The sequence below is a fragment of the Rhizobium leguminosarum genome (assembly GCF_010668065.1).
Taxonomy (GTDB): domain Bacteria; phylum Pseudomonadota; class Alphaproteobacteria; order Rhizobiales; family Rhizobiaceae; genus Rhizobium; species Rhizobium leguminosarum_S.
Genome location: NZ_WUEN01000007.1, coordinates 172,346 through 189,515 on the forward strand (window position 1 = coordinate 172,346; position 17,170 = coordinate 189,515).

The 17,170-nt window shown below is 51.3% G+C and carries 10 protein-coding genes and 3 pseudogenes; 7 read left to right on the plus strand and 6 right to left on the minus strand.

The genetic code is table 11. From position 1 onward, the window contains the following. Positions 1 to 17 precede the first annotated feature (17 nt). Complete coding sequence (locus GR198_RS20530; protein WP_312876459.1) at positions 18 to 443, minus strand: YccF domain-containing protein; 426 nt, start codon at positions 441 to 443, stop codon at positions 18 to 20. A 569-nt stretch (positions 444 to 1,012) separates the two neighbouring features. Next, on the minus strand, positions 1,013 to 1,495 hold the full coding sequence (locus GR198_RS20535; protein WP_164069483.1) for a YccF family protein: 483 nt from the start codon (positions 1,493 to 1,495) through the stop codon (positions 1,013 to 1,015). Positions 1,496 to 1,642: 147 nt separating this feature from the next. On the opposite strand from GR198_RS20535, the gene GR198_RS20540 reads away from it, so the two are divergent. Both GR198_RS20540 and GR198_RS20545 read left to right on the plus strand, forming a co-directional pair. Further along, complete coding sequence (locus GR198_RS20540) at positions 1,643 to 1,975, plus strand: helix-turn-helix domain-containing protein (protein ID WP_281412171.1); 333 nt, start codon at positions 1,643 to 1,645, stop codon at positions 1,973 to 1,975. A 146-nt stretch (positions 1,976 to 2,121) separates the two neighbouring features. After that, a complete protein-coding gene (locus GR198_RS20545; protein ID WP_164069485.1) occupies positions 2,122 to 2,865 on the plus strand; it encodes a hypothetical protein in 744 nt (247 codons plus the stop codon). 318 nt (positions 2,866 to 3,183) lie between these two features. Here GR198_RS20545 and GR198_RS20550 read toward each other — a convergent pair whose 3' ends face one another. Continuing rightward, positions 3,184 to 5,862 carry a DNA polymerase gene (locus GR198_RS20550; protein WP_164069486.1) on the minus strand — a complete coding sequence of 893 codons (2,679 nt, stop codon included), beginning with the start codon at positions 5,860 to 5,862 and terminating at the stop codon, positions 3,184 to 3,186. A gap of 174 nt (positions 5,863 to 6,036) precedes the next feature. Beyond that, entirely contained in the window at positions 6,037 to 6,402 is a 366-nt protein-coding gene (locus GR198_RS20555) for a DUF6641 family protein (RefSeq protein WP_164069487.1), read from the minus strand. A 120-nt stretch (positions 6,403 to 6,522) separates the two neighbouring features. On the opposite strand from GR198_RS20555, the gene GR198_RS20560 reads away from it, so the two are divergent. The 3 genes and pseudogenes from GR198_RS20560 to GR198_RS20570 all read left to right on the plus strand — a co-directional run. Beyond that, positions 6,523 to 6,987, plus strand: a complete 465-nt coding sequence (locus GR198_RS20560; RefSeq protein ID WP_164069488.1) for a GNAT family N-acetyltransferase — start codon at positions 6,523 to 6,525, stop codon at positions 6,985 to 6,987. 583 nt (positions 6,988 to 7,570) lie between these two features. Continuing rightward, on the plus strand, positions 7,571 to 7,864 hold the full coding sequence (locus GR198_RS36370) for an excalibur calcium-binding domain-containing protein (protein WP_409514060.1): 294 nt from the start codon (positions 7,571 to 7,573) through the stop codon (positions 7,862 to 7,864). A 3-nt stretch (positions 7,865 to 7,867) separates the two neighbouring features. Next, a pseudogene (locus GR198_RS20570) lies at positions 7,868 to 8,032 on the plus strand (CopG family transcriptional regulator); the annotation flags it as partial. 31 nt (positions 8,033 to 8,063) lie between these two features. On the opposite strand, the pseudogene tnpC (GR198_RS20575) reads toward GR198_RS20570, so the two are convergent. Beyond that, positions 8,064 to 8,652 (minus strand): annotated as a pseudogene (gene tnpC / locus GR198_RS20575) (IS66 family transposase); the annotation flags it as partial. A 395-nt stretch (positions 8,653 to 9,047) separates the two neighbouring features. On the opposite strand from tnpC (GR198_RS20575), the gene GR198_RS20580 reads away from it, so the two are divergent. Further along, positions 9,048 to 9,974, plus strand: coding sequence for a hypothetical protein (locus tag GR198_RS20580; RefSeq protein WP_164069490.1), 927 nt, complete (start codon positions 9,048 to 9,050; stop codon positions 9,972 to 9,974). Continuing rightward, entirely contained in the window at positions 9,971 to 15,964 is a 5,994-nt protein-coding gene (locus tag GR198_RS20585) for a CHAT domain-containing protein (RefSeq protein WP_164069491.1), read from the plus strand. Before GR198_RS20580 ends, GR198_RS20585 begins: the two co-directional genes overlap by 4 nt. A 480-nt stretch (positions 15,965 to 16,444) precedes the next feature. Here GR198_RS20585 and tnpC (GR198_RS20590) read toward each other — a convergent pair. Further along, positions 16,445 to 17,152: pseudogene (gene tnpC, locus GR198_RS20590) on the minus strand (IS66 family transposase); the annotation flags it as partial. Positions 17,153 to 17,170 lie beyond the last annotated feature (18 nt).

Genomic DNA, 17,170 nt, shown 5'->3' on the forward strand with positions numbered 1-17,170 from the left:
AACCATTTCTAGGTGCCTTAGCTTAATGAAAATTCTGGCTTTTCATTGGAAGAAACTGGAACACGATACATCTTTGCGAGCTTGATCTTTGCATTGTCTTTGCGAACTGCGCGCGCTAGTTCGACACCGACAACCTGTCGACCCACCGGCCAGAACGACAAGCCTGCAAGCTTGAATGAGTGAAGGCCGAATGGAATGGTGATGATAAAAATGCACGAGAGAATGCCTGCGAAGAGATGAGCAAGGAAAAGGGCAATTCCTAAGGTGCATGCCCAGATGATGTTGATATTGAGGCCGATTGTCCTGGTCCGTTTCCAGCCTGTTTGCCTTGCCTCCAACAGCGAATTGATGACTTCTTGGTGGACGTCCGAACCCGCAGCTCGCCTATTTCGATGAACGGCAAGTGACCCAATTAGGCGAACCGTCCGCTCTTCTATCTTCACAATAGCCTTGCCGTGCCAGCCCCTCTGCTATCTCGTCGCGTTTGCCGCATGCTGCCCATGTACTTTCCTGGTCGCCAGATCCCCCTCGGCAGGCCTTATACGCGTTAGCCCATGCCTCCACTAACGACTGCACATCATGTGCATGGTTCTCTAAAGCATTCGCTTCGGGAGGAGGTAGGGTTGCAGTGGTAGGAGCGTCGGTGTCAGGATAGGGCTGGCCAGTCGCTTTCCTCAATTCGTCAAGGACCTGAAAAGCAACCAGAACGCTTCCACAGGCTCCTATTGCAGCGACCTGTTGACCTTCGACTTTCGCGACCTCTCTCTTCGAACGAAGTTGCTTGTCCGAAAGTCCAGACCGCGCTTCCAAATCTCTGACGCGCATCTCGGCGTATCGCCAAAGGCGCGGTCCAATTTCGATCCTTAAGCCACATTCTTCAGCTCCTGCCATCGTCGTGTAGGCAGGTTCAAGACTGTCGAACATCTTATCGAGATCGACAGCGAAAGCTTGCCGCGGCGAAAAGCTGCTGCTGGCCATGGCAGCAATCGTTAAGCCCAGGGAAACAGATCGCTTAGGAAGAAACTGGAACACGATGCATTTTCCCCAGCTTGATCTTTGCATTGTGTTCGCGAGCTGCACGCGCCAATTCAATGCTAACTACCCGTCGACCGACCGGCCAGAACGACAAACCAGCTAGTTTGAACGACTGCAGTCCGAACGGAATGGTGATGATAAAAATGCACGAGAGAATGCCTGCAAACAGGTGAGCAATGAAAAGGGCGAATCCGAAGGTGCATGCCCAGATAATGTTGACAATGAATCCTACCGTCCCCGTTAGAGCGGTGACAGCATTCAGTCCTTTTCCGTCGAGTTCTCGGACGTGAACGACGTCCTTTCCGAACGGAAATGCAGACATCTTTGCCATTTCCAGGGCTGCACGTGAAATCGGCAGACCAATGACCGTGAATGCGGCGACAATCGCGCCCGCCAGCCAAAGCAAAGCTAGATACCAGCCACCGAAAACGAACCAGATAACATTTCCAAAAAAGCGCATCAAATTTCCCTCTATAATTGCGATTCACAATATAAATGCTGTCTGCTGAATATGGCTAGCAGAATTCGATCTAGACATCGAATTTTTTACGAAAGATCGAAGTGCAACCACATTCCATTGTGCGCCAGCTTCGCCAATGTCTGGCGCATGACATCAGGGAAGCAAATAGGCTCGTTAGTCCGTCAGCTGCGTAAGGCTCAAGGCATGACGCAAACCGAGCTAGCTGAAGCAATCGGACGCACGATGGACGCCGTTTCGATGATTGAACGGGGCAACAGCGTGCCCAGCGTCGAAACCCTGATAGCACTGTCGAAGGTTCTTAACTCGTCGATTGAAAGTCTACTGCTGCCAGAGGATGCACAAATCACACCAGCCCGGAGAGATAAGATAAATCAGGGGTATGCTGTTCTTGCCTCGCTGCCTGATGACAAGCTTTTGATAGCTGTGGACCAATTGAAAGCACTAGCCCGTTCAAGCTAAGGTCTGGCAAAGTCTAGATTAGTTTCTCCGATTTTTTTCTTACTTTGTTCTTTTGCAGCCGTGCAGCCATCGTTGGCATTTCCTAAATAGAATCATCCAAATCCAGCATCTCCACCTACCGACGGATGTCCTCGGAAGATCTGGCTATGCCTTCATTCACCTTACAGCTCATGCTTTCCGTGGGCCTTTATATTATCATGTCCAAAAACAGCCCAATTCATTCTCCAAGCCCCAAGGCAATTGCAAGAAGCTATTCCGACTGGTTCGAAACGACGATAGAGAGCTTCCTCGATCGTAATCGCCTGCCATTCCAACCCTATGACGCCTATGTCGAGGCAAACGCGTTTTTCGTTACTTTCACCTTCGACAAAAGAAAGCTTGCGAGACGCAAGTCTCGGCTGAGCGTCAGCGAAGCAACCATCGTTAGCGTTCAAAGAGAGCTAGGTGGATCCAAACGGCGCCAATTGAGCGCTGAATTCGATAACGTTGATCGAGTGTATAAAGAAGTGTGCCAAGCGCTTCTTGGTTCGAATTTTCATCGGCCAAGCAAAAGGAAATTCCAACCGCTTATGATCGCTGCTGCGGACGTTAACGGAACGCGATACTGGAAATCTTGCGGTCCAATCGAGAACTTCCATATCCATTCGATATGGGTTTTCGGAAACGGTCAGCGGGGGGCGTTCCGTCAGAAGATCGATGAGATCTGCAATGACGTGGACGATCGATATGACTTCGATGAAATTAATGTCTGTGGAGTGAGTAAGACGGACAGAAATCGAAAGATCGATGTAGGGAAGCTGTCCTCATATTCATCGAAATTCCTGGGTTTTAATACGATCGACCTGAGCGTTCCGGACGATTTGGAAATTTACCCTCAACGACAGTCGTAAACAGAGCTTTGTTTTCAGCTAATCAATCTTAATTTCGTCGAAAGGTATTTCGCTCCGAAATCCGTAAAAGCTACATATGGGAGGTGGGGAGCAGACTTCTACGGAGTATGAAAATGATATGATATCGACAACATCGAGATTGAGATTGGATATTACCTGCGTGTTTCTTACTATATTCATCTGCAATTAGAAAAACCGTAAAAGTTATATATGGGAGTGGGGGAATTATCTTTTACGGAATTTGATGACATACCCCCTTCACCTCGAGGCGAGGAAGGGGGTATGGAGAAAAATCAGAAATCGGAAACCGACGTTGATTCAAGCTGCCAAGGAATCAGGGGATTTTTGAATTTTTTCCATGGCGCCTTCCGGAAGAAACAATCCGATGTCCAGTTCCGCAAAATAATCGTTTTTCAGCGTTTCCAATGCCTGTCGAACTCTTTCCATGTCTGGAGTTTGATGTGGATGAAATTCCTTCCTTTTGGCATTTTCGATATCAGTAATTTTGCATGGAATACCAGCCTGGTTCAGAGCGTTTCGAAAATCACCATGCGTGACCTTGTTCTTGCTCCTCATCAGATCGAAACCCGCCTGTTGATGCTGGAATGCTCGACATAGATCGCGCTTCAGGCGCTGGAGATCTCCATCCACTTTCTTAAGGTAGAGAGCTGCCTTTTCACCTGGAATTCTCAGAGCGGTCTGGAAGGTGTCGAAATTCCTGAAGTCGGCTACCGTCTTTAGGTTGTGATGTTCTTGCTTGTTATATTTCTCCCAAGCATCACGTATGTGATCGAAACCGGCAACGGTTTCGATAGGATCGGTTCCGAAAGTTAGATGCGTGTATTGCTGACCTTCGAATTCGAAATCTACTTCTTTCTCTCCGATCGGAACCCTCTTCCAATCGAATTCCATCGATAGCCGCTTGCTCACTGAACGGAAAACGAAATCCGTATCATTGCGCATCATCTCTTTGATGCCGATTCCTGTCTTGTAATGGATTTTGTCATCAGGTTTCCGATTCAGGAAAAGCCTGACAATCTCGGAATTTTCTTCCACTGTATCGTTGAAGACATCCGTCTTTATGCCTCCTTTTTGGAGAACGATGCCATTGCTTCCGGCACCTGGCACAAGGGTTGCCGATCCGCGCGTTCTCCATCCTATCGGACGATGGACCGTATGCTTCACTTCGAGTGGTTCGCTTGATTGATCGAGCTCTTTCCGTGCTTGAGCGAATGACTGGAATAAAGGTCCGCTCGTTGCTCTCTCAACTTCTACGTCATCTGCATTGGAGAGAAATCCATCGGTGGTCACGCTAAAGACCTCAACCGCTTCAGAAAAGCTGTTTAAGATTTCACCAAGGACTGCGCGGGTGTAAGAGGTTATAAAGGATGCGAAGTACGGTTGCGTAATCTTGCTTTCCGGCAGACTCTCCATGTCGTCTGCATTCAAGTTGTAGACACGCTTCGCCCGCAGACCTTGTGCTGTTTTGCCATACGTGCTGTTGCCGACCTCTTTCCAAAACAGGTTGTCGAATGACCCTTTTGGATGCTTGCTTCGATTTTGAATGCTGGTCCGAATGAAATCCCGGAAGACCCTGGTTTCAGCGTCGAATGGAACTTTCACGCCTCGGCGGAAGCGTAGCTTTGCACCCAACTGCATTGCTAGAAATATCTCGGGAGCCGCGCATTTCGAATGTCCCTTCTGAGGAAATAAGATCCCGTTGGATGTCCTGACTGGCAAGGTCGGAAAGCGAACATTATCGGGAAATTCGAAGTCGACGGAAACATAGGTGAGGTCCGTTGGTTGAATGCCGTCCAAGGAGCCGATGTTGACCAAGTTGCGCCAATCGGGAAGACCGATCAGAGACATAGCTGTCGTATAAGCTGAGCTGAGATCGTGGTCTCGCCATTGACCGAAATCGGCTACACCAAACAGAAAATGTTCATTTCGTCCGCCGTGATACGTTTCCGTTATGAACGCTTCCTCGTAGAAAACTTCTTCCATATAGGGCGTTGAGGTTGTCGTTATGAAATGGCCGAGCTTTTGGCTGAATTTCTTCTCTTTGACCTTCTCACGCCCTAGGATGCCTAGAACGTCTTGCTTGGCATTCTTCCACCCCTCCAATACCAGCTTCGTACCGAACGAAGTTAGCGTTGTTGGCATTTTGAATGATTTGAATAGCTTGTCGCTCTGGTCAATCACGCGTTCAGCATACCGGACACAAACTTGCGCGTCGCGGATGGCATATTCTCGAAATTCCGGCCATCGTTCAGCTCGAAATTTGGCCATGTTCTGTTTTATGTCTTTCTCTTCTTCCGGTTTCGTCCCGAGCTGAATTTTTTCGAATTCTAGCATTTCACCGATGTCTGCGAGCGATTTCGCGTTCGCTGGTGACAGCAGTATGGTGTCTCGAATGCTAACTTTGAATTCAGCAATCTCGTTTTCACCCACTGAAAATCCGATTGGTATCGCGTTTTTCAGAGTCACGAACGTGCTGCGAATGTTGCTCATGCCTTGACGCGCTTTTTCCTTAAAATCGGAAAATGCTGGCAAATCCGCACGAATGAAATGGCCGAGGAGGTAAATGCTGGTCGGCAGAATGATCTCAGGATGTTTTTCGATCAGTGACCCGATCGCAAATCCTATAAATTCCTCCATTGATAGACGCTGGTCCGCCTCAGGAATAATAATGCCTTCAGCTTCCGGGTGTTGACCCAGATCGTTCTTGTCGAAGAGCTTTATGGAAAATTGATAGGAGAGTAGATCATTTTGGGCGCCATATTCAATGGCGTATTGGTTTTCACGATCTTTGATCGTTTGGTATTCGGTGTCGAACCCAATAAGAAGATGAGCGCTAACCGCTTTCTTTTTCTTTTCTCCCGGATCGGGAGGCCCCGCAATATTGTGCCTGTTGATACTTACTTTCTTGGTGGCACCTCCCTGTTCGTCAGGCTCGATCTTGAAGGTGAAGTTATTCGCGAAACTGGACTTATGCATTCACTCCCTTTCTAGAGTTACCACGGCGGACCGTGGGGAGTGTGCATTTGGTAACGCGCTGCAGAAATACAAGAGCCCGTCAGCCCGGTGCTACAAAAAAATCGCTTGTTTTCGCATTTCGGGAGAAATTGGTTGGTAGTGTCCTGCCACCAACCAATCGCTGCTCATCACCTGCTATCGCTTAAAGCCCTGCCTTATCTCACCGGAAATCCGCTCCAGCTGCTCGTCGAATTGACCCTTTGAACAATGCAAGCGGCCTGCCTCCAGCGCCTTGATCAACTCGTCGGTGGATGTGCATGAGATTGCGAACTTTCCCTTCGACAGTTCGAGATCACGCCGGCCATAGCGGATCGCCAGAGTGAAGCTGCCGTCCGGTTCCTGCTGAAACCATCTTCCACGCTGCGCCCGCGCTGGTGTGAATTTCGATGCAAAGTCGATCTGCTTGTTGATTTGATGCAGCAGCCTTGCACGACGTTTCCCGGCTGCATCAAGTGGGGCCTTCTTCTTGGCCCCTACCAATTTCATGTTTTCGAATGACATAAGCGCCTCCTTTAGCTGAAAGCGCCTTCCGGTCGATCGCTGCCTAAGGTCAACTTCTCTCGGCAGTTGAATATGAGAAGGTCATCCCGGATCGCTGCTCCTATAAGAAGGAGCCTTCGGATGATTGATCCCCTAAATTTTGACTGTATTTTTCGACCCGCGAGATCGTCCGACGCTTCGGCCTTGCATCAACTGCTTCACGTCTGCTGGATGGAGACGTACGGAACCCAGGTGTCCGCAGACAGCGTCAAGCGCTTCACCGACGGGGACGTAGTTGGCGAGCATCTGCGGCTGTTTATCGACACGATGCAGGTCGCCGAAGTTGATGGAGAAATCGTGGGCGTGATCAACCAGTTCGAGGAGTTCATCACTGCGTTATCCGTTGCCAAGGCTTTCCGGGGAAATAGGATCGGCTTCAGCCTTCTGCATAACGCGTATATCGCTGGCGGTCGTTGGCTGGCGGTCGGAGCCTTCAATACCTCTGCAATTGCATTTTATGAGGGCTGCGGGTGGCGCAAGACCGGCGAATTTTTCGAGGATGTTTTTGGAACCCGGCTCGCTGCGCTTTTGATGTTCCGCTCTTAAAGCGTGTTTGCAGGTGACCTAATCAAGCGCCGCCGATATGATCCGCCTTTGGCCAGTTCAATCGCCTCACGCGTCTCTCGCGTATTGGTGCGACATCTAGCTCTCTCACGTGATGCGAACGATCGACGCATCGAGCCGTGCATAAAGGCTGCGCCGGCGCTGCAGATAATTGGATCATGAAGGGAACGGAACGCAGCGGAGTGTGCAACGGTCTGCCAGATTGACGCCGATCGATAACTTGCTGGCTAATCCATTCATCGCCGAACTTGACTCCCGCTTGCAGCGTGTCACGTTCGCGTTTTGAGGGTGGGGCGGAAAAATGCGTGTATTGCTTCTTGTACCTTTGTTTCTGCTCGGCGGGTGTGTCTCTTCACCCCAATCGTCACCTCCTGTTCCGGTCAATTACACGCTTGTTCCGAGCATCCAGCTTTGGAACAAGTTGACCTATTCCGCGTCGATGCGAGACGTCATGATGATCGAAGCCGAGCTGGCTGTGCGCGGGGAAACATCCTCGGGAGACGAGTATCTTGGCCGCCGAACCAGCTCCTCAGTGGGAGTTGCTGCCTACGCGCGATCCGCCGATATGGCGTTCGATCGCGATTGTTCCGATTTCTCGTCTACAGGAGACGCGCAACGCTTCTTCCTGCGGAGCGGCGGGCCTGCTTCAGACCCTCACGGGCTTGACCGAGATGGGGACGGTTATGCTTGCGAATTTGGAAAAACCTTACTCGCCAGCGCAGCGCGATATCGATCGAGGCCTGTCGCGCCAGTGCGTTTGTCGGCGCCTCGAACGACGTCTGCCCATTGCTTTACAGGCCCTCGAGGCGGAACCTATACAATCACAGCCAGCGGCAACAAAAACTATGACGGGTGCTGAAAAATGACCTCGCCCGATACCGCCACTCTCCTCGATGACGCCGCCGACCGGATTGTAGATATCTCGCGAGCTGATCTGCAAGTCATGCTGCGCCATGCTGCACTGCAGCTGCGCAACGCAGCTGGCATATCGATGCAAGATGACATGGAAGAGGCCCTGCGCAACCTGCTTTACGCCAACAGAAGCCTTTAGGCACGTATCACCCTGAGGGGTAATTCCACGGCAGGAGACCCTCAATCTGGCTGTGCTTATGGCAGTTGACGATGGCGGTATGTGTGCTGGTTGGATAGGCGAGCGGATCGACGGCATTGAGCTTGCACGTCTCGATCAGCGAGGCGATGGTCGCCCTGTTCTCGGCTCCGGCGTCATGTCCGGCGAAGAGAGCATTCTTCCTGTTGAGGGCTATCGGCCGGATGGTTCTCTCGACGGTGTTGTTGTCGATCTCGATACGGCCATCACCAAGGAAGACACAGAGCCCATCCCAATATTTGGCGATATAGGCGAGGGCTTCGCCGAGCGGCGATTTTGCCAGCGACGCGGGCGCGATGATCGGTAAGCCAGGTCCGCATGTCCGCGATGAGTGGCGCTGATCGCTCCTGCCTTCCTGCAAGACGAGCGTCAGGATTGAGGCCACGCAGCTCGGCTTCGATGCCGTAGAGTTCACCAATCCGCTTCACGCATTCCTCCGCAATCGGCGCGGCACTGGTGCGGGTAATCTCGACCAGCTTGCGCCGCGCATGTGCGCAACAATAGGCGAGCCGGATGTGAGAGCCGACCCGGTCCGCTGCACGGCGTTTTCCGGCTGCATCAAGTGGGGCCTTCTTTTTTGGCTGCTACCAGTTTCATGTTTTCGAATGACATGAGCGGTCTCCTTTTCCGGAGCTCTTTGCGATCGATCCGAAGCCTAGGTCAACATCATCGTCGTCTCATGTTGAGAGCTCTACATCGTGATTGACCATGCCTATTTGTTGAGATTGTTCCTTTGGAACGGTAGCCGCATTCTCTTTGTCTCGGAGCGCCCCACGATAGCGGTTTCGACTTGCCACCGGGCACTCATTGGTCACACTCAAGTGTCGAAGCGATTACTCGCTCTTAAGTCATAAAAATGAAGCACTTATCGTGCTGTTGCAACATCTGCGTGTTAAGATTACAATATGCTTAAATAAAGGGGGGGTGAAATCGAGTGGTCGCATTCAGCCGCAAGCAGCAAGGTAACTCCAGTTTCTGGGCTGGCCGCCGGATTGTCTTCATCGGTACCTGTCTACTTGGTGTTATCATCACAACATTAGGAACTTACCACTATCTAAGAGTTAAGCATCTAAAAGAAATTGCGGCTGCTAATAGCTTGGCATTTTCAGAGCTGTTTCGATACTTCGGCGAGATGGGCTTGATACCTATAGTACGACCAGGGTCCCATTCGATTGGTGATGTTTACGATAGTAAGACAGGCGCATGGATCAACAGCAGGATCAATTGTTTTCCAGCTCTAGAGATCGGCGCTGCAACTCCGTCAGTCCTGCCAAGCATCAAGACGTCGTCCTCTGAATCTTCAGCGATTGCACTTGGTCTTGGGGATCTTATTTCGTCTAGCGCACTAGGAAAGGAAATTCGGTCGGCGCAAATCATTTTTGAGAACGTCAGTGTGGCCTCAGTGTCTCAGCACGATCTAATAGCCGGATATGTTGAATCGAAATGTCCGGAACTGAAGCCAATTATGAACGGTGTGAAATCCGGCATTGCCAAGTCGCCTGACGGTCCGGTGCTCCTGGTAATTAGAGAAGTTTACAGTGCAAAACGTAAGGTCGTATTTGAGTTGAGCACTGACGAAGAGCTCGATGAGACTGTGAAGGGAATCAAGCGGGAGTTTAGTGGTGCAGGTAATTTGGAAGTAAGTTCGTCGGGCGGCTTCTCGTTCACAATGCTGAATACAGATGTGCTGCCAATAGCTGCATTGCCAGCTTTTGTGCCCGTTTGGGCAGGTGCAGTCTTAGGGACCTCCGACAATTTGCATCAGATTTGGCTGCCTTTCGCACCGGAAGATGATACGGACTCGGTCAATCAGTTTAAAGAGTTGATGTCGAGGGGGCGCGGCGGTGGCGCAGAGCCATGACCTGGAGACGTTGGATATTTTTTGGGCTCCTCTTCATGCCCTTAAATCCAGTAGCTGCAACGGATGCATGCAGTGAAAATGTCGAACAACTATTCCATCTCGATGAAGAGGCGTGCATATCTCAGGCAACCGCCGAATTAGTTGCTGGTGAACACCAAATCGGCGGTGCGCGGCTAGCCAGGATACTTCCGAAATTCTCTGTAAACGTGTTTAAAGCACAGGGACGATTAATACTAGCGGCCCACTACCTTGAGACTCTAAGGAGAAGCGACGCGATCCAGGAGATAACTCTTTTAAGAGGAGAGTACGAGCGTAAAGCATTTAAACCTGACACTTTGTCTCCGTTTTTCAAAACACTTTGGTTCTACCTAAACCTTCAACTTGACACGGCCGTAGGTTCTAACAGACTTGCCAATACAAGGGCCTTTGGTACCAGCTATATTACCTCTGACCTGAAGTATCCGAAACCTTCGGTTGCCGCTCGAATAATTACAAGTTACCTCAACGGTTATCCGGTCGAGATCTATGACCTCCTGACGGCGATAGCCGATAAGAGAGGCGCTAGCCTCGATCCTGGTCCTGCAGCGCGGCTGGAGCTCGCTACCATCTTTACAATGGCAGCCAGGGCCTCGCTCGAGACTGACCTGCGAGCGACTGAGTTGCCACTAGGAAGAGCGGAGAAGTTTCTACCAAGTGCTCCTTGGCGGCTACCATTGCGGTCGGGTGACAAGGACAGATATCTCCGAAACGCGCAGTATTTCGACCTTTGGGCAGAGATCGCGCTTATCAGAGGGATGGCGTCAGAGAAAGGTCACGATACTGTGACGGCTCTCTTCTGGTTTCAACTTTCTGGACTGGCTTCCAAGCGTGGAAATGGCTCTGAAAAGGAGGTTGTTTGGTCGCAGACTGAGAGGCGGCTTTCGATCCGCTCTGATATCAACGCAGAGAGCGATGCAGCATGGATCGAATTGGCCTATGGCTTTCGCCATGCCGTTCCACCGTTGAATGTTGCTCGTTGGCAAGTGCATTTAGCTCGATTTGGCTACCCACGTCAATTATTGGTGGAGGCTAGCCGAGTCGCCATAAATCAAATTCCGCTGGACGAACCTGGCGATTGGATCGACCAGGCCTATTTTCGCCGGGAACGCATCCAATGGGCGACCGAGCAACTAAGTGCTGATCCATCTTCAGTTCCGCCGTGGTTGGCCCTGTTAGCCTCGCGGACGGACTACCCTCGAGAAGCCAGTGACGCACTTGCTCTTTTAGCGGCGAGCTCTGAAGCAAAAGGTGACACCGCAACAGCCAATACTAAGTTGAATGATGCCCTTAAATTGGCCGTACATTTGCGCGGCCGAAGTGCAGGTGGAGCGTGGGCGCAAGTGCTTTATAACCGCGTTGTCGCCAAGCAGGAGGGCGAGCGAGACGCTTTGGTGCGTTCGATTTCCAACATTGAGGGCAACCAATATGAATTGGATGATGTGTTAGCTTTTTGGAGATTGGCAGAAATCTTTCTTGAAGAAAAAAAATTCGACTTGCATTTGAAATTATTGATAAAACTATGGACTAGCTCGTCAAACGGCACTCTCCTAGCGCCCGAGGTTCGATTGGAGACGCAAGTGAAGCTTGCGGCTGGATACCTGCGAGTCTCCGACTTTGAGACTGCTCAACGATTAGCCTCGGAGCTCGCGGACGAGGAGCTAGCTTGGCGGATAAGGAAGCGAACACGTTGTGCTGAGAGTGCTGCGATAGCAGCTTTAGCTTCCGAAGCACTCGGGAAGCCTCACGTAGCAACCAAGTGGGCCAGAGTAGCTTTATGGTATGGATCAGCGCCAACTACCACTCTAATAGAAACGCCGCTTCTCAGTGAACATAGACCAGAGCTGTCTTCGATAGCTGCTAGACCGATAGAAGGGCTTGGGCTGGATGGGTCGCTTGTCGCCTCAGATGACAATGACCCTCCCATCTCCCCGATGATCATGTATGCCTCGCTTAAGGGAGCTGGCCGAGAACGGATAGATTCAGAGCTAAAACTGATCGAAAATGCCAACCTCGACGAAGACGCCAATAGCGTTCTAGCCTCCATCGTTGCCTTATCGAATGCCGGCTTCGAAAAGGAAGTAACACAGCGCTCACAAAAACTCATCCAGAGGTACATTGCCGAAGTTAGAGCAGGTCGCGCATCTTTATGTGCGCCGTTGATAATGATTCTTGAGATTAGAGACCATGAGAACTACAGCCCCGAATTAGGCGAATTCTTCGACTGGGCGACATCTTCATCCACTAAAAAAGTATGCAACTCCAAGCAGGGACTTCGGTTTGCAGCACTCAAGTTACAGGCCGCTATAGCTAATGGGAATTCAGCAATAGAACCCGTACTCTCTTTATATGATGTAATTCCGATGGTGCGCGAAACCGGAAAGCTAGGTGACGAGCACCCACTTTATAGCCGTATATCTTCTTTGGTATCGGCATTCGATGTATCAAACGTGGAAGAGATGGAGTCTCTGATCGTGGAACTTGTTTTAGAGATTTTTACGCCCGAAGTCATATTCTCCAAAGGCGCAGATTTGCTCAGCGGTGATTTCAATCTACGACATGATGCGGTCGAAATTGCAGAGCTCCGATACTTGGAAGGAAGGGTTAGCTACGTCGAGGTTACAGGGCAGAATGCCCAATCCGCTCTTCACGAACTTCGTACTTTTTACAGCCGTATCGGTCTATCAGGCCGGATGCCTGAAGGGCTGAAAACAATAGCGCGCCCTCATTTTCTCGAGGATGAAACTTCTCCGTTCCCATCGGCCGTCGCTAAATTAACAGAGAACTGGACTGAGACCTCTACCAGTACGAGGAAACTTGAAGAGGCTCTGTCAGTTATTGGACAAAGCGTCCACGCTGAAGCAGAGCTTGGGTGGCCGAAGACAAACGGCTGGAGCAATCGAACAAGCGAAATTGAGGGCGCTACCGAGATACTACTCGATTTAACAAGAAAAGCTGTCAACACCGGCCAATATCCGAGCGCGCTAATGCTTGCTGACGCCGTAATCAACTTTGTTGAAGAGGTGCCCGTCCTTGATGGCGAGCCTTCGTGGAGGGCCTTACGGGAGGTCCTACGGATCGCCGTGTTGACAAATGACGACGCAGTTTTTCTCAATAGATTAAAGCCCGTTCTCGCGAATATCGAAATCAATCGAGGAGGAACAGGGAGATACTCAGCAGAGCTACTGCGGCTAAGCCGGCTGTGGATAGACACCGCAGCGCGACAAGAGGTTGATGCCCAGATAGAGACCCTGAAGGAGAGGTTTCTTGCGGGAGAGATCCAGTTCGTCTCGGGACGTGAGATAAACGGTATTTTACATGAATCGCTTCTGAGAACATTTTCAGTGGAGAGCCCGAGGCGCGTTTTGGAGATCCTGGCGCGTCTAGCTGGCGAAGGTCATAATGCAGATCGTCTGGAATTTCTGAAAGAAACATTGGATGACGTTGACTCGGAAACATTGTTTCATGTGGTCAAGTTAACTCAGGAAGGAGAGCATTTCAGCGCGCAGCAAATCCTAACAGAATACGTTCTTGCCGAGCCGCTTCTACGGCAAAGTGGACTTATCCTCGATAAAGAGGATCAAAGACAGAGCGCTATCGATAACATAAGCGCCGCTCTTCGGGTTTGCTCGACCAACAAAGCAAGTTTAGATGCTCTGAGTGTGAAGAAATTAAGTGAAGCCCTCAACGGAGATGAGCTTGCCTTTGCTCAGGCACTTGTCGCACGAGGGTCCAAAGAGAATGCTATACGCCTTCTAGCGACATCGGCTGAGAGAACCGCCGATAAGGTGTACAAATCCAAATTGTTCCACGCTTTAGCTGTAATTCAGCTCTATGACCGGGACTGGGACGATGCACTAACCACATTTCGCAAAATTTGGGATCTGTCCAATGCACCAGGCATGAAAGGTAATTCGACTCTGGGGCAAATGAAGGAAATTACAGACGGTCACATGCTGCTGAAGCAAATTGCGGTTGCACACATGTTACTGAGTCTCGGCCAGACTGAATTTGCTGTCGAGCTCCTGCGCCAAGCGGCACAGCGTCAGAACCTTGACCTCCGTGCACGTGCCGAACTTGTTTACCTAAAAGCGCGCGTGCTGCTAGCCTCGAGTAATCCCACTGAGGCCCTTGATCAGCTCGGTTTACTAAGAGAGTGGTGGCCAGGTTCGGCCGGAGAACCGTTTGGAAGCACATTCCTCTTTAGAGGGCTTTTGGAGGAGCGGCCTCTCACGAAATTGACAGACCTCGTAGATGGCTCGTCCGCTTATCCGTCTAGCGTCCTAAATCATGAATGGCGTAGTGAGCTCGGTCGGATGCCCGACGCTGCGGGGAATGTTCCCCTTAGTCCATTGCTTTTTGCGTTGGAGGCTGCCAACCGAATTCGTTTGCTTGGAAGCGAGCTATCACCACCGCAAATGAACACCGTACTGGATGAGTTGAGGGTTGGGACCCGTTCGCAAGTTGCGATCTCGTACAACCGAGCACGGCTTGCGCGAGCGTCATCAGACGCATCCGCGCTGAGACGTGCAATCGCTTTCGAAAGAGTCGAGCGGGCAAGCAATCGATTCATAGCTACCGACACTCTGTTCGCCCTGATGAGTACCCGTCAAATTGGTGATGCCCTAGAGTTGCAGGCGCCATGCGGGAATCGCCCAGCAGACGACAATGAAATACGCTCAACGCTTGCAGACCTGATCGTCAGAAATACCGAAGTTTGGGATGACCAAATGTCTGAGTCCAACCTCAAAGATCGGCTCTCTTTTCATTCAGCTGTGCCTCCTTCAAAACTGCAGCTGGCGAGTGACGAGAACGCATTCGTGGTAGTTGGTCAGGGCTCCACGATATACAAGTCCGTCATAACTAATAGTAAAGTTATCGTATACCGAACCGATACAGGCGGCGGTACCGTCGAAAAATTAGTTGATGACGCAAGACGGAGCTTAAAGGCGGCCGTTGGAAAGACATCCGTTGACAGAAGTGCATTAAGAGCAATAGGCGGTCTGGTATTGGCGGACATTGCAGAAGAACTCAATGGTAGCAAAGTCACCATAATTGCCGCAGGCCCATTATCTTCTATCCCATTTCATTTGTTGCGGTTTCCGTCGCAGAATGTGGGCTCCGAGGGCGCATGGCTTGATGAGCGCTTTCGAACTGTTGTAGTGCCTGGCCTGGACGCACTATATTTCCCCGCGAATGCGAGGGCAGGCCAGAGATTTAAATCACTCTTTGCTGTTGCAGATCCCGGTGGACTAGGAACTTGGGAAGAGTGCAGCCGATCTCCATACTCTCTACGAAACGACTCGGGGTTTGTTGAGCGAATTCGGTTTAGACAGTTCTGCTCAGTTTCAGGAACCAAGCGAATCGCAGAGCTGTTTCATCAGCATATCAATGAGTCCAGTAGTGAATGGTTACTAAGCGGTGCTGCTGCAACTGAGAGTGCATTGCGAAATAACCCCAGTTTCTCGAAGGCTGAGGTTGTTGTATTCGCGACCCATGGGCTTTTATCGGATGAAGCTCAGAAGGTCGCAGGGATAGCGCAGCCCGCCTTGATAATGTCAGCACCAAGTGAGGCAAGACCCTTAGATTCCCATGACGGTATACTTACGTCGGACGAAATCGCCACGCTGGATATCTCCGCAGAATGGGTCTTCCTAGTAGCTTGCAACTCCGCGAGCTCAGATGGAAGGTATGGTGGCGACGCGCTGTTAGGTTTGGCCGATGCGTTTCTAAGCGCTGGTGCAAGTGGAGTGATTGTGTCGCACTGGCCTTTGGATACCATAATAACTAAAGCTTTGCTAAAATATGCGTTAGCTGAATGGGATGGTGGCGCAATACCCATGGATGTTGCACTAACAAGTGCCATGCAAATGATGCGAAACGGTAAGATTTTCCCGGGATTAGCTCAGACGACTGAGTTGAATTGGGCGCCGCTCGTGGTCGTTGGAAGGTAGAGCAACCAACGTATGAACCCCGGCGCGTGTTACCATGTATTCACGGATCGTTCCTTGGAACAATGTAGCCGGGTTGCGTCCAGCACTCCAAAGCGGTTAAGTGGAAACGCACACTCACGCGAATTTTACCTTAAAGACTCCAGATCACGGTGACCATAGCGAATCGCAAGAGTGAGGTTGCCTCGGGTTGCTGCTGAAGCCATCTGACACGCTGGGCGCGAGCAGGTTCGCGTGAACTCGTCGATGGCGCTATAGCTGCAACCGGTTCCCAACAGAGTAAGCAGTAAGCATCCGGTGAATGCCGCAGGTTAGGCTGCTTGAGCGCTCAGGTAGACAGCTATACGTCGGAGCGTTCAATGCATCTGCGATAAGCTTTTATGGACGCTGCGGCTGGAGGAAGTCCGGAAAGTTTTTCGAAGATATTTGCGGGGTTAAGCTCGCGGCCTTTCTGATGCTGCGTAAGCGGCAAGCTGAGACCGTTCAGCCCGCGTAATTCCACGGCATGAGTGCATCGAGTTCGCTGCTGGGCCAGCCGTTGGCTATGCGCTCGAGGGTCTGGGTGAGCCAGGCCTGTGGATCGACGGTGTTCATCTTCGCCGTCTGAAGGAGCGTGGCGATTGTCGCCCAGGTCCTTCCGCCGCCGTCGCTGCCAGCGAAGAGACTGTTCTTTCTCGTAATTGTCTGGGGCCTGATCGCGCGCTCGACGATGTTGGAGTCGAGCTCGATACGGCCGTCGGTGAGGAAGCGTTCGAAGATGGAGCGACGCGAGGTGGCATAGCGGATAGCCTCGGCGAGCTTCGACTTGCCGGAGATCCGCGGCAGAGTCTTCTGCCAAAGGTCGAAGAGCTCAGTGACGACGGCAGCAGATGTCTGCTGACGCGCCGCGACACGAGCATCAGGGCTTTGCCCGCGGGCTGTTTCTTCGACCTGCCAGAGCTTTGCCATCAGTTCCACCGTCTCGGTCGCAATCGTCGAGCTTTCCGAGGCGTGGAGCTCGTAGAACTTGCGCCTGCTGTGGGACCAGCAGCCGGCCAGTATCACGCCGTCATTGCCTCCGTCAGATCGAGCGAGCTTGTTGTAGGCACCATATCCGTCGACCTGGAGGATGCCGTGATAGCCATTCAGATGCCGGGCGACACGATCGCCAGCACGGCTATCTTCGAAGCGATAGGCGACCATCGGCGGGCCACGGGGATCCTCAAGCCT